Genomic DNA, 13,679 nt, shown 5'->3' with positions numbered 1-13,679 from the left:
GAAGGTATTTCTTATGGGGATCAGCCGCTCTGTCGGCCTGCGGCCCTCGCGTTAAAATGGCTGAAACGCCAGCGTCAACTCATGTGAAGCGCATAGCCATCACGATGGATGACTTTAATCAAAATTTTGACATAGGTCTCAGCCTAGCCGCGCGGAATCAAAATATTCTCGCGGCCTTTGATGCCGTCAACCACAAGGCGGCTGGCTTTGTGACGGGATCATTTGTCGATACATCCTGGGGTAAGGCCGTGCTTTCGAGTTGGCGAGAGGGAGGACATCTGATTGAGAACCACACGTGGTCGCACACGCATGCGAATGAGACGACTTCATTTTCCTATCTTGCGGATATTGATCGAAACAGTGAGTTTTTAGCGGCGCAGGGATTTGCGTCCGAATACTTTCGGTTCCCGTTTCTAGACGATGGCAAAGACCGCGCGACACAAGAAGCTTTGTTCGCAGGGCTTAAATTTGCGGGACTTTTGAACGCGCCGGTCACTTTTGACACCGTGGATTGGTACACAAGTAGCCGTCTCGAAGCGCGTCTGCGGGAAGACCCCAATACGGACCTGACGCCTTACCGTGATTATTATGTGAACATGTGTGTTAGGCTTGCCAATCATTGGGACAATGCTGCCCAAGCCCTTGGCTATATCAATTTACCGCACCTCACACTTATGCATCACAATATTCTCAACGGATTATTTTTGAAGGATGTTCTGCTGGCGCTTAAAGATGATGGATGGGCGTTTGTAGATGCGCGTGATGCACTAAGCATGAAATCTTACCATGATGTTCCACCCGAACCGACAAATGGACGAAATTGGCTGACGCTCAAAAGATTAGAGAGTGGCCTCGACCTTGCGCCTTATCCGCAAAAATACAGCAATTTCGGTCGAGCGACCATGGACGCCTTGGGTCTTTAGAGTAAAGCGCAATGATGAAACTCGATCCGAAGCAATTTCCATGGATGCGCGATGCAGCCATAAACGCACTCTTCGATGCGATGCCCGAAGGCAGCCTGCGTTTTGTCGGCGGGTGCGTGCGCAATGCACTCTGGGGTGCGCCTGTGGCCGATACAGATTTGGCATGCCAGTTAGAACCCACAGAGGTGATCGCCGCCCTAAATCACGCCGGCATTCGCAATATTCCAACAGGCATTGAACATGGCACAGTAACCGCTGTGATCGCAGGGCAGCCGTATGAGATTACAAGTTTGCGCCGCGACGTAGAAACGGACGGCCGCCGCGCGACAGTATCATATACGACCATATGGTCTGAGGACGCGCAGCGCCGCGATCTGACGATTAACGCCCTTTATGCCGATTGGGATGGCGTTGTGTATGATCCTACTGGGTTGGGCCTAGAGGACATTCAAACGCGCAAGTTTCGTTTTGTAGGCGAAGCGGCAGCGCGCGTCCAAGAAGACTATTTGCGTATACTTCGCTTCTTTCGATTTTTAGCTTGGTATGGGGGGCAAGAGAAGGTCGACGCCGCGTCCCTAAAAGCGTGTCGCGAGCATCAAGCCGGATTGAAAAAATTGTCCTCCGAACGAGTTTGGATGGAGGTGAAAAACTTACTCTCCGCACCAAACCCAATTCGGGCCTGTCACATCATGTTGACGAATGGGATTTTGGAAACGATTTTGCCCGAAGCTAATAATGTTGACGGTCTGGAAGCCATCATCCGGTTAGAAGCGCGCGAGGGATTAAAGCCCGATCCGCTATTGCGCCTCATGGCCATGAGCCCGCGCGAACCTTTGCAAATGGCTTTACTCACTAAGCGTTTGAAGATGAGCAAGTCAGAGACAAATCGCCTGCGCGGATGGGCTGATGACGGGGCGCAATTGTCAACAGATATGCCGGAACGCGATCGGCTGGCCGCCATTTACCGATCAGGTAAACAGGTCATTTTGGACCGATCGCGTTTGCGTGCGGCCGGCGAAAGTGATCCGATCCAATCTTCGCGGTGGATGGTTTTGGCGGATTTAGCGATGGGGTGGCAGCCCCCCAAATTTCCGATCACAGGGAAAGATCTAGCGCAAGCTGGAGTTCCCAAAGGCCCCGCCATGGGCAAAGCCATGCGGGCTCTTGAAGCGCTTTGGGTGCGGTCTGGCTTCTCAACTGAAAAACCGCAGCTTCTCGCTGCGTTGAAATTTATGGGTTACTAATGTCAAATCTCACACTTTATATCGGCAATTACAACTACTCGTCATGGTCGCTGCGGGCCTGGCAAATTCTCCGGAAAACGGAGTTGCCGTTTCAATCTGTCATGATTGATTTGGATGTTCCGGGCTACAAAGATAAACTTTTGCAAATCAGCGATGCAGGGACGGTTCCCGCCTTGGACGTTAATGGGGCCGTTATCCCGGACAGTTTGGCCATAGCGGAATTTTGCGCAAAAGCTGTACCTAATTTGTGGCCAAAGGACGAAGCGCTTTGGGCCGAGGCGAAGGCTGTCGTGCAGAAAATGCATACTGGATTTGAAGCTATTCGCCGCGAAGCCCCGATGAACCTGCGGCGCCGGACCCAGGGTGTCATGCCTGCCGACTGCCTTGTAGAGGCGGCTGAGATCTCTGACATGTGGGACGAACTATTGGGCCGTCACGATGGACCATTTCTATTTAACGAATGGACAATAGCGGACGCATTTTACCTACCTGTCGCGACCCGCTTTGAGAGCTACGGACTGCCACGAACAACGCGTTCAGACGTCTATATTTCCGAACTGATGAGCGATCCGCACTATTTGGAATGGGAAGCTCTTGCGTTCACCGAAGCGCATATTTTGCCCGAAACAGATGCCGTGAATAGCTAGGGCTCACGTGTTTCGCAGGCTCGCCTATTTTATCATTGCGCGAACCTGAATTTCTGCGGTCGTATCGATTGGAACATCTCCGCCTGAATATCGAATGACGCAAGACGTTACGGCGCAATCTGTGTTAGGCGCTGGAAGGGGAGGAGACCCGAATGCGCCGCCGGAGAACCCAGTCGTCGTTGCAGAAACAAATTTCAAATTTTCTGGAAGCGTATCGCTGATATCGACATCCTCGGCGTCCGCGGTTGCTGCTGCCGAGTTTGTAACCGTGATTTTGTAAAGCACTTCATTTCCAGGTGTCATGTAAAGCCCTAGTGCGCCAGGATCATAAACTTCGACGGTTTTCACTGCGCTCAGATCAGCCACTTTTGCAGGACACATCGTGATCCGCTGGAGCGATATGATTTGCACGGCCAATGTCGCGGTTGTTCCGCTGTTACCGTAAGTGTATCCGACTGTATCGACGGGTGAGGTGAAACTGATAAGGACGTTACCATCGCTTGAGCCTGTTGCGGAGCCTGCTGTTCCGAGAATTGTGTTTCCCGTACTGGTATTGGCTGAACCGGTCGTGATTATGGGGGTGACGTCGGTTCCATTAAACGATCCGCTGACCGTGATACGGTCTGCCCATTCAAAGCCGCTACCATCCGTACCGTTGTCGACGTCTCGGATTTCGAACTCTAATTGGTCAACGCCTTCTCCGAGGGTTCCAACCGTAAACTCGACGTCCACCGTCTCGCCGGTATTGTCCATTTGAACATATTGCAAGACACCAAAATCAGCGCTTCCGTTGGCGAATTGATCCTCGGATGCGGGCGTTGCAAATGTTGCCCCGCCATATGTTCTTGGGATGAAGCGTGTAGTGGCGCCGTCGATTACAAAGTTCATCTCGCGCCCTTCTACAGTGTAGTCTTCCGTAAGCTCGCCCGTTGTCCAGCCGCGTACTGGATCGGTCCTGTCCGTCCAGTTTAATGCAAACTGGTCAGCGGTGGGGCAGGTCAATTGAGATATGAAAAGCGGCGGCGTAGGTGACACTGTAAGCGTGTCATCGTCATCTTCCGTTGTGGAATTATTGCCTGGCGTGGAATCAGGGTCTACCACAGAGCTTGTTTTTATTTCGGCTGTTGTCACGTAACTGCCGCTGGGGTTTGTCAACGTGTTTATTACTGTTTGCACATTTGCACCGCTGGCGACTGTAGATGAAATCGTGACGATTTTTGTGACGGGGTCATAAGTGCCAGGCCCCGTATGAGATATATAGGACAGGCCCGTTGGCAGAGCGACTTCCGCCGTCATGGCCGAGGATATCGGGCCCGCGTTATTGATCTGGGCGGTAAGGTTAAATGATGAGTTTTGTTCCGGCGCTGGGTTTGACGTCGACAGCGCAAGGGACAGGTCGGCGGAAGGCGCCGAGAAAATAAGCTCCCCGCGTATAAAACTTCCCTCTTCTGTCCCGGCACCGTCGCAAATAATCATCTGCCAGGTGCCATTTGGATCCGTACCATTAAAACTGCTAAGCACTCCCGCGGTGCTAGGTCTCACAGTGAATTGATAGGGGGCTATTGCTGTATTGTTCGCAACGTCATGCGAGCCTGTGTTCACTGTTGGCGTTGCCTGATCACTTAGACGGATATTGTAATTATCGTCATTCCCAGCGCCAGAGGTGTCAGACACGAGCAGCGTAACCTGATCGGCGATTCCGCTGGGCGGTCGTAAAATCAACCGAATATCACCTCGCCAAGTGTGAGAAGCGATGAAACCTACGTCCAGATCTGCTACGTTTGGTTCGCCAGCGACAGTAAAACTGCGAACGAGGTTGCCAGTGGTTATCGTTGCACCAAAATCTGGAGCGCCTGCACAAGCGGTCGCATTACCGATAGCGCCTGTTGTGGTATTGGTAAATGTACCCGCATGTGCGGTTGTGGCGTTCAGCGTCGCCACCGACACCAAAGCGAGATACTTCCAAACATGACTCAGCTTTAAATTCATTTTCCCGGAAAACTCGCTTCTACCCACAATCCCACCGCATCATATGCAGCGCGTCGTTTTGAAAGTGTTAAAGCCGCAGGCTTTAAGCAGTGATCTGGCTACTCGACGTCTGGAACTCTCGCGACCGAAGACCGTCGCATAATTTTAGCTGGAATTCGCGCTTTTGAGGGCTTTGCCTTATTGGCCTGCCCAGGGGGTGTGTCGACGGATTTATTGCCGCGGCGATCGGCGGACACGTAAATACCGCCTTTCTGATCAGGTCCGCACATAATGGTTGTAAACGCGGCTTGGTCCGAACGGGGTGTCTCATTGGGGACTTCCCACACCTTCAATCCACTACGCTGTACCACGGGGGTGCCAAACAGCTCCGAAAATTTGGCGTCAATCTTCATCGCTTCGGTTTGATCGATCGAACTTTGCAGTTTGATGTAATCTGACGTTTTTGTAGACGCTGAGAAATCTGACAGCAAATCAAATGCGGTTTGCGCCGGTTCCACCGCGTGAGCGGATGCGGCCGTAGACACGGCTATGAAGGCGGTCAGCAGAAATTTACGCATAGTTTTTACTCGAATAGGGTTCATTCCGAGACTATGACGATTGGACGTTAAAATCGCCTAAACGTTGAATTTGAACAACATGATGTCGCCGTCTTTAACGATATATTCCTTGCCCTCTTGGCGGACTTTACCGGCTTCTTTTGCGCCTGCTTCGCCGTTATTGGCGACGTAGTCTTCATAGGCCGTAGTTTCTGCGCGGATGAAGCCTTTTTCGAAATCGCCATGAATGACGCCCGCACATTTTGGCGCTGTCCAGCCGTCTTGGAATGTCCAAGCGCGGGCTTCTTTGGGTCCGACGGTAAAATATGTTTTTAGGCCCAGTAGCGTGAAACCTGAACGGATAAGGCGGTTCAACCCTGGTTCCGTTAGGCCGATCGCGTCTAGGTATTCGGCTTGTTCTTCATCTTCCAAAACGGCCATTTCGGATTCGATCTGAGCTGAAATCACGACGGCTTGCGCGCCTTCAGATTCGGCGTGGGCCAAAACTTTGGCCGAGAAGTCATTGCCTGTGGCGGCGCTGTCTTCGTCAACATTGGCGACGTAGAGGACAGGCTTGGACGTCAGCAATTGTAGCATGCGCCAGGCTTTCGCGTCATCTGGATCGATTTCCAATGTGCGCGCAGGCTTCCCGTCTTCCAGAACGGCAATCGCCATTTCGATCAAGCGGATGGTTTGCTGGGCGTCTTTATCATTCTGCTTAAGCTTTTTTTCCAGACCTGGCTTGCGCTTTTCAAGGCTTTCCAAATCGGCCAGCATCAATTCTGTTTCGATCGTCTCAAAATCCGACATCGGATCGATACGGCCTTCGACATGGGTGATGTCGTCATCTTCGAAACAGCGCAAAACGTAGACGATAGCGTCTGTTTCGCGGATATTGGCAAGGAATTGGTTGCCCATGCCTTCGCCTTGGGACGCGCCCTTAACGAGGCCCGCAATATCGACAAAGTTCATCCGAGCGGGAATGATGGACGCCGAGCCGCCAATCTTGGCAATAATGTCCAAACGCGGCTCTGGCACGGCGACGTCGCCGACATTGGGCTCGATTGTACAGAACGGATAATTGGCCGCTTGAGCATTGGCTGTTTTGGTCAGCGCATTGAAGAGTGTGGACTTACCGACATTTGGCAGACCCACGATACCGCATTTGAAACCCATCAGGTTCTCCTTTTCGACGCCCGCACATACGGATTGATCAGATTCAGTGCAAGACGTCGTGAGGGCTAGATTGCAGAGATTTTGCCCTTGTTTTTTGGTCGGGTTCTTTCAATATTTTCTCATGGAAACCAAAATTGTCGATATTTCCGATCCACAGGTCCAAGAACTCGTCGAACTTCATCTCACGGGAATGATGGATAATTCGCCGCCGGGACATGTGTTCGCGCTGGATAGTTCGGGTTTGGCAGACCCGCGCGTTACGTTATTTGGGGCGTGGGACGACGAGGTTTTATTGGGTATTGGCGCGCTTAAATTAGTCTCGGATACTGTGGGCGAAGTCAAATCTATGCGTGTTCGTCCAGACGCAATAGGGCGTGGTATTGGTAAAGCCATTTTGGAAGCGATCATTTCCGAAGCGACCGCTTGCGGCTTTAAACGATTGAGCCTTGAAACAGGGTCAGGTGCGGGCTTCGACGCGGCTATCGGGCTCTATGTCAAACGGGGTTTTGAACGCGGTGATGCGTTTGGCGAATATACAGCGTCGGATTTCAATCAATTTTTCCACTTAGATCTTTAGTCTCCGCCTCATCTCGGCCAAATTGCCCCATACCCAAGGTGTCGATACAGTCGTATGAAGGTGTATGACACCTGAAACACTTGTCAGAAATCATCTTTGCTTGCGGGTTTGGCTGCAACGGATTGCGCTGCCGACGATGGTGGTGCTGATCGGATTTCTTGTTGCGTTTTCGATGATATCAGACGCGCCGCGCTTTCGCGATCACAACGCGACGATTGTTGGGTTTTTCGCTTTTTACTTTGTGCTGGTGCGCGGGGGTCACATGTTGATGATCCGATCGATGCATCAAGATATGATGCGTAAATATGAACCCGCCTATCGGTATGAATTGGCCGCGGTGGACCCGATCTTATTTCGTAAGCGGACGCTGGGTTTCACGCTCGCGCAGATCAAACGTCGAATTTTGGAGGACGCCCGCCGCCCGAATGGAGAGCGTTCCAAATACGGGTAAACAAGCGACATCGTTCACAGCCGCTCTCCCGTCTCTTGGGGCGTCTGCCAAAATGCGTGTCCGAAGAAATGGGACTGTCCGCGTGGTTGATATTCGCGATGGAATACCAGAATAGAAATGTTGTTTTACGCGAAAATCAGGAGTCGGGTTGTCATGCCAACTCGCCACGCGGCAGCGGTTTTTGATGAAGCGGCCAGTCATAAACCCCCGAGTTCAGACACTTGGACTGACGGGTCGGCTCTCACTTCAAAAGCCCCGGCACAGTCGAATGTCTCACCATTCAATGCTCAGGCCCACCGTCCTTCAAACCGGCAAGCGAGGCCCCGCCTGTCCCATGTCCGAAAGAACCTAACAAACTTATCATAGGATTTGGCGACGGGGATACGATTGTATGAAAAGGCTTTGTTACAAGGGTTTAGCACACAGAAACGACGGGAAAGACTTTCAAAACCGCCCATTTCATTCTCGTCGTCGCACCCCTGTCTTGACTTAACATACCCCTGTGGCACTCCCGCCCTATGGATGAGACACCTGAAAATACAGTCATGCAAGATTGGGCGGAGATCGAAGCGCTTTTCCCGACGCGGGGGGCTCTGCGTCCCAGCAAGTCGTGGACAAATGGGATCAGTACCCGTGCTGGCGTGGGCCGATTGTCGCGTATGTTGGACAATCGCGGTGCAGGGCCTTTGGCCGCCAAATTGGACCAGATGGATGACGCGCGCGTCAAAGCCTTGCGGACCATCGCTGCCGTGAATTTAGAACAAGCCGCACAAGGGTTTCGTGTCTCCTTGGTCGCCAATGTCACTGTGCCTGTTCTGATTTTAACGATCTTGAACCAGCTGACAGAGCAGGGGATCGGGCATTTCCTCAAATCTGCTTATGGCGAAGCCGCGCTATATGGATTGATTGCGGGGTTTTTGACAACGGTCCTCTTAGTTGGGCTTATGATAGCGTTCACGCTTGCCAGTCTAAACCAAGCCCGCGATATTCGCCACATCATCGATCTGCAAGCCGCCGAGAGAGGCATTTATTTTGGACTGGAAGATGCGGGCGACATGACGAGTGTCTAGGTTTTGCGGTTGCCGCATGAAATTATGGACCTGTTTAGCTTCACCTGCTAACGCGCCCCTATGCACATGAAGGCCTTACGAATACGAATTATTGGCCCGGTCGGCCAAACCCTACTCAAATAGGGTCACCGTCCGGGAACACGCTTCTCTTCGCCTTCAAATTCCTCTCTTATATGAGACATCCATGACAGATTCTAATTCAACAGCGCGCGACTACCGCGAGACGCTGTTCTTGCCCAAAACTGATTTCCCGATGCGGGCCGGATTGCCCAAAGCCGAGCCAAAATGGCTGGAGCGGTGGGACAAGCTCGATCTCTATGGCAAGCAACGCGCCGCCGAAAATGCCAAAGGCCAATGGACGCTGCATGACGGTCCGCCATATGCCAACGGTCACATTCACATGGGCACAACACTGAACAAGGTGCACAAAGACATCATCAACCGCAGTCAGCAAATGGCGGGTCATAACGCGAATTATGTTCCGGGTTGGGATTGTCATGGCCTGCCGATTGAATGGAAAGTCGAAGAAGAATTCCGCGCCAAAGGCCGCAGCAAAGACGATGTCCCCGCCAGCGAATTTCGCGCGCGATGTCGCGAATATGCCGCCCATTGGGTCGATATCCAAAAGGCCGAATTTAAACGCCTTGGCGTGATCGGCGATTGGGAAAACCCCTATCTAACGATGCGTCCAGAATCAGAGGCGCGTATCTGTGCCGAGCTGCTGAAAATCGCTCGCACAGGTCAACTCTATCGCGGATCAAAACCAATCATGTGGAGCCCTGTTGAGCAGACCGCTTTGGCTGAGGCCGAAGTTGAATATGCGGATCGTCGGGCGACGGCGATTTATGTGAAGTTTCCAGTTCGAGAAAGAAGGGGAAGAGCTGTCGACGCTAATATTATCGATAAGATTGTCGGGAACTCGGAGAGTCTTGATCAAGACGAACAAGGCTATGTCGATGCGTTGAAAAACTTCATTTCCTCCGGTCAAGGTCAAATGGAAACGGGCGGAGAGTTCTTACAAGATGCAGAGTTTTCCATTGTTATCTGGACGACTACGCCTTGGACAATTCCGGCCAACCGGGCTGTCAGCTATTCTGCAAAAATCAAATATGGCCTCTATGAAGTCGTCGAAATGGAGGAGAGCGAGTTTGAGCCTTGGTCAAAACCTGGTGATAAACTCATGGTGGCGGACGATCTTTGGACCACCGTCGCAAAAGCGGGTTTGATTAAATCTGCCAAACGCCTTGATGACGTCAATCCTGAAGGTTTAGTTCTCGATCACCCGCTCAAAAATATGACGGACTCCGAAGGCAAATACGACTTCCCCGTTCCACTTCTTGAAGGCTCACACGTCACCGCCGACGCAGGTACGGGATTTGTCCATACGGCGCCATCGCATGGTGAGGATGACTATATCGTTTGGACGTCAAACCAGATGAAACTCGAAGGGCTGGGTATCGACCCTGTCGTGCCAATGACGCTCGACGATAAAGGATGTTACACCGACATCATGCCGACGCGGTTCCAAGGTCTGGATGTTATTCGTACCTCTGGCAAAAAACGTGGCCAAGACGGTAAAGCCAATGGGGAAGTCCTGAAAGCGCTGGTCGAATGTGGGAACTTGCTCGCGCGGGGTGTATTGACCTTGCGTGACGCCCATAGCTGGCGATCCAAAGCGCCTGTCATTCGCCGCGCCACGCCGCAATGGTTCATCTCTATGTCCAAAGCGGGCTTGCGCGATAAAGCGATGGCCGCGATTGAAGAGACACAATTCTGGCCGCCACGTGCCAAGAACCGCTTGTCCACTATGGTTGCGGATCGTCCCGACTGGCTGATTTCTCGCCAACGCGCCTGGGGCGTACCGATCACGCTAATGGTCCACAAAGACGGGGCGTTGCACACCGAACGTGCCGATGCCGACGCGATTGACGCGCGTATCCTCGCCGCTGTCGAAAAAGACGGCGTTGACGGCTGGTTTGACACGGATGCGTCTGTCTTTCTCGGTGAAGATGCGAGTGATTGGGAAAAGGTCACTGACATTCTCGACGTGTGGTTCGACTCGGGCTGTACGCATGCTTTCTGTTTGAAGGAACGCGATGATCTGCCTGATCGCGCCGATCTATACCTCGAAGGCTCCGACCAACATCGCGGGTGGTTCCAATCGAGCCTCCTTGAGAGCTGCGCAGTTTATGGCGAAGCACCCTATAAAGGCGTCATGACCGATGGGTTCGTCGTCGATAAAAACGGCATGAAGATGGGCAAATCCCTCGGCAATGCTGTCAGCCCCGAAGACATCAACAAGCAATATGGCGCAGAAATCCTGCGCCTCTGGGTCGCGTCCTCTGACACAACGAATGATCTAAAAATTGGTGATGAGATCATCAAAACCAATGTCGATGCATACCGCAAACTGCGGAATACATTGCGCTATATGATTGGCGCATTGGATGGTTATTCCGATGCGGACGCCGTGTCTTATGATGACATGCCTGCGCTCGAAAAATGGGTCCTACATCGCCTGTCTGACCTAACAGAGCAGCATAAAGGCTGGGTCGCAGATCACGACCATAAGCGGATTTTCAGCACGCTATTTAATTTCTGCACGACGGATCTGTCGTCCTTCTATTTCGATATTCGCAAAGACGCGCTCTATTGTGATCCGCTGGACAGCACCCGCCGCCGGGCCTGCCGCACTGTTATGAATGAGATTTTCCTGCGCTTGACCACATGGCTTGCCCCGATCATGTGCTTCACCATGGAAGAAGTCTGGCAAGCTCGCTTCCCATCCGAGGATGGCTCTGTGCATTTGGAAGTCTTCCGCGACGCTCCAGCCGCGTGGCAGAATCAGGCGATTGCGGAGGCGATGACCGGCATTCAAACCTTCCGCGACCAAGCCTTCGATTCCATCGAAACGTTACGCCGTGAAGGAGTGATTAAATCCTCGCTCGAAGCCAGTATTCGGGCCAGCAAGTCTTGCCTGTCCGACGAAATGGCCGCCTTGGGCCTGACGGATGCCACAGATTACACTGACCCCGCGAATCCATCCGACGTCTTGGCAGATTACCTGATCGTGTCGAAATGCCAGCTATCGGTGGATAGTGACGACATGTTGGTCACGGATTTGAAAGCCGCCAAAGGCTGGACGAAATGCGACCGCAGTTGGAAATATTTCCAAGGCGAGGGCGATATCACCCCGCGTGATGCCGCTGCAGTCGCCGCCTTTGACGGCTAGTAAATTATCGTTTTTCGATAATTATATTGACGTGCTTAGGTTTCTTTCCTATATCGAATATCGATAAAGGAGAGACTTATGTCGTTTAAAACATTGATTGGAGCCGCCAGTGCCATGGCCGTTCTATTGACTGCCCCTTCTGTCTTTGCGCATGACGTAGAGGTTGAAGTCGAAGAATCCTATGACCTCAAAGGGTTCGACAAAATCACCATCGAGGGTGTCTACCATCTGGACGTGAAGGTCGGCGACGGCTTTTCCGTCGAAACCTCAGGCACCAAAAAAGACATGGATAAAATACATGTCTATGTCGAAAATGGTGCCCTCGTTTTGGGCCGCAAAGACAATGAAGGTCGCAAAAACAATAATAATCACGGCGTGAATGCAGTCGTGACCCTTCCGAGCCTTAAGGCGATGGAAATTGCGGGTGTCGTCTCTGGCGATGTTTCTCGCATTGACACCGATGAGTTCGAGTTGGAGTTCGCAGGCGTGGGAGAATTAGACTTGAGCGGAAAATGCGGCGATCTCGTCATTGATATGGCGGGAATTGGCGAGTTGGACGCGAAAGACCTTAAATGCCGTGACGTCGAAGTGAACTTAGCCGGAATGGGCGAAGCTTCGGTCTATGCCTCTGACCGCGTCGACGCGAATGCGGCAGGCATGGGACAGATCGACGTATACGGTAATCCAGATGTCGTGCAAAAGTCCTCAGCCTTCTTATCCAAGGTCCACATTCGCTAGCGCGATTTCGTTCCTTTTTTAGACGTAAAACGCGCCTGCTTTCGTCGGGTGCGTTTGGCTGCGACTTTCCCGTGGAGTGGCTTGCCCCGCATCAAAAGGCTCGCATCATTCAAGGCCCAAATATCGACGTCGCCGTTCAAAATCCCTTCGCCTAAATCTATTGCAGTTTGCAAGACGGGCAGTGGCGTATTTTTCCATGCAGGCGGTTTTATAACGTCGCGCCAAAATTGTCCGACCGCATTGTCTAAGAGAATGCGCCCAAAACAATGGTTGCGATAAACAGGCCAACCCTGATGCAGATCAGCGGCATCGGGGAGGGTCCGTTCAACCAAAATGCGCCAAGCTTGCCTGATCTCGATCTCATCCGTGTCGGCGTCTTCAAAATCGAAGGCCAGGCTCTCCACAGAAGGCGAGGTATCTGAGGACGTTGTTAAAAACTCTGCGCTGCGTTTATGTCGATAAGGGCGGGCCATGTCGCCTCTATTGGTTGGTTTTCCTTGGATGAAAAGCGGAGAGTCAGGTGAAAATTCAGCATAGGTTAATGATAATTAAGCCTATGGTGCCTCTATTCGGCCCTTAACTTGCTTATAGGGAAGGCTGTAACTGGACTTTGTGGGAGCCTCACATGAAACCTACCTTTAAAAACGCCTTAAATTCGGCTTTAGCCTCTATATGCATCGCGGGATTTTCCGCGCCTGCTTTTGCGCAATCTGCAGACATCAGCCCGATTCTTCTGATCGAGTCTGGGCCTAGCGATAATGCGCAATATCGCCGTATGGTCTTCGTTAAATACCTGGCTGGAAACTATGTCAGTGTGAATTATCGCGCTTACAACCGCGCAGAATTCACCCAAGTTCCAAATACAACACCAACCGATGTGATCGCGGCCTGTGCAAATGGCGCGGCATCTACCCTGTCTGAAATTCGTGCTTTTGAGCGGGCAGAAGCCAAACGCGAGGCGCGCGGGCAAGCGCCTGAAATCAAGCGCTTTTGCATAAAGAATGTTTCAAATTGGGAAGGCGGTGGTCGATCCACTTACCTCGATCCAATCTTTAATGGCATGCCGCATGCGGCGACTTTGAACAACTAAGCTAAC

At 52.1% G+C, this 13,679-nt stretch carries 13 protein-coding genes; 9 read left to right on the top strand and 4 right to left on the bottom strand.

Features of this window, described 5'->3' with window-relative positions; all coding sequences use genetic code 11:
* The first annotated feature begins 56 nt into the window (after positions 1-56).
* From IE073_RS05385 to IE073_RS05375, 3 genes are read left to right on the top strand one after another with little or no spacing between them, the layout of a single operon-like run.
* On the top strand, positions 57-923 hold the full coding sequence (locus tag IE073_RS05385; RefSeq protein ID WP_189582316.1) for a polysaccharide deacetylase family protein: 867 nt from the start codon (positions 57-59) through the stop codon (positions 921-923).
* 11 nt (positions 924-934) lie between these two features.
* Positions 935-2,167, top strand: coding sequence for a CCA tRNA nucleotidyltransferase (locus IE073_RS05380; protein ID WP_189582313.1), 1,233 nt, complete (start codon positions 935-937; stop codon positions 2,165-2,167).
* Entirely contained in the window at positions 2,167-2,814 is a 648-nt protein-coding gene (locus IE073_RS05375; RefSeq protein WP_189582310.1) for a glutathione S-transferase N-terminal domain-containing protein, read from the top strand. Before IE073_RS05380 ends, IE073_RS05375 begins: the two co-directional genes overlap by 1 nt.
* A 24-nt stretch (positions 2,815-2,838) precedes the next feature.
* Here the strand turns inward: IE073_RS05375 and IE073_RS05370 are convergent, their stop codons facing one another.
* The 3 genes from IE073_RS05370 to ychF all read right to left on the bottom strand — a co-directional run bounded on the left by IE073_RS05370 (position 2,839) and on the right by ychF (position 6,515).
* Positions 2,839-4,803 carry a DUF11 domain-containing protein gene (locus IE073_RS05370; protein ID WP_189582307.1) on the bottom strand — a complete coding sequence of 655 codons (1,965 nt, stop codon included), beginning with the start codon at positions 4,801-4,803 and terminating at the stop codon, positions 2,839-2,841.
* A gap of 98 nt (positions 4,804-4,901) precedes the next feature.
* On the bottom strand, positions 4,902-5,360 hold the full coding sequence (locus IE073_RS05365; protein ID WP_189582304.1) for a hypothetical protein: 459 nt from the start codon (positions 5,358-5,360) through the stop codon (positions 4,902-4,904).
* Positions 5,361-5,417: 57 nt separating this feature from the next.
* Complete coding sequence (gene ychF, locus IE073_RS05360) at positions 5,418-6,515, bottom strand: redox-regulated ATPase YchF (RefSeq protein WP_189582301.1); 1,098 nt, start codon at positions 6,513-6,515, stop codon at positions 5,418-5,420.
* 121 nt (positions 6,516-6,636) lie between these two features.
* On the opposite strand from ychF, the gene IE073_RS05355 reads away from it, so the two are divergent.
* The 5 genes from IE073_RS05355 (at position 6,637) to IE073_RS05335 (ending at position 12,583) form a co-directional block, all read left to right on the top strand.
* Positions 6,637-7,092, top strand: coding sequence for a GNAT family N-acetyltransferase (locus tag IE073_RS05355; protein WP_189582298.1), 456 nt, complete (start codon positions 6,637-6,639; stop codon positions 7,090-7,092).
* Positions 7,093-7,156: 64 nt separating this feature from the next.
* Positions 7,157-7,543, top strand: a complete 387-nt coding sequence (locus tag IE073_RS05350; protein ID WP_189582295.1) for a hypothetical protein — start codon at positions 7,157-7,159, stop codon at positions 7,541-7,543.
* Positions 7,544-8,061: 518 nt separating this feature from the next.
* Positions 8,062-8,613, top strand: coding sequence for a hypothetical protein (locus IE073_RS05345; protein WP_189582292.1), 552 nt, complete (start codon positions 8,062-8,064; stop codon positions 8,611-8,613).
* Positions 8,614-8,797: 184 nt separating this feature from the next.
* Positions 8,798-11,845 (top strand): isoleucine--tRNA ligase, encoded by a 3,048-nt coding sequence (gene ileS, locus IE073_RS05340; RefSeq protein WP_189582289.1) that lies wholly within the window; start codon positions 8,798-8,800, stop codon positions 11,843-11,845.
* A gap of 78 nt (positions 11,846-11,923) precedes the next feature.
* Positions 11,924-12,583: a head GIN domain-containing protein gene (locus IE073_RS05335; protein ID WP_189582286.1), complete on the top strand. Its 660-nt coding sequence runs from the start codon at positions 11,924-11,926 to the stop codon at positions 12,581-12,583.
* On the opposite strand, the gene IE073_RS05330 is transcribed toward IE073_RS05335, so the two are convergent.
* Complete coding sequence (locus IE073_RS05330) at positions 12,580-13,056, bottom strand: hypothetical protein (RefSeq protein WP_189582283.1); 477 nt, start codon at positions 13,054-13,056, stop codon at positions 12,580-12,582. The two genes, IE073_RS05335 and IE073_RS05330, sit on opposite strands and share 4 nt — an antisense overlap.
* Before the next feature lie 152 nt (positions 13,057-13,208).
* Between IE073_RS05330 and IE073_RS05325 the strand changes: the two genes are divergently transcribed.
* Complete coding sequence (locus IE073_RS05325) at positions 13,209-13,673, top strand: hypothetical protein (RefSeq protein WP_189582280.1); 465 nt, start codon at positions 13,209-13,211, stop codon at positions 13,671-13,673.
* Positions 13,674-13,679 lie beyond the last annotated feature (6 nt).

The organism is Litorimonas cladophorae (assembly GCF_014652455.1).
GTDB lineage: Bacteria > Pseudomonadota > Alphaproteobacteria > Caulobacterales > Maricaulaceae > Litorimonas > Litorimonas cladophorae.
The sequence above is the reverse complement of the archived record's forward strand: the minus strand, read 5'-3'. Positions and strand labels throughout refer to the sequence as shown.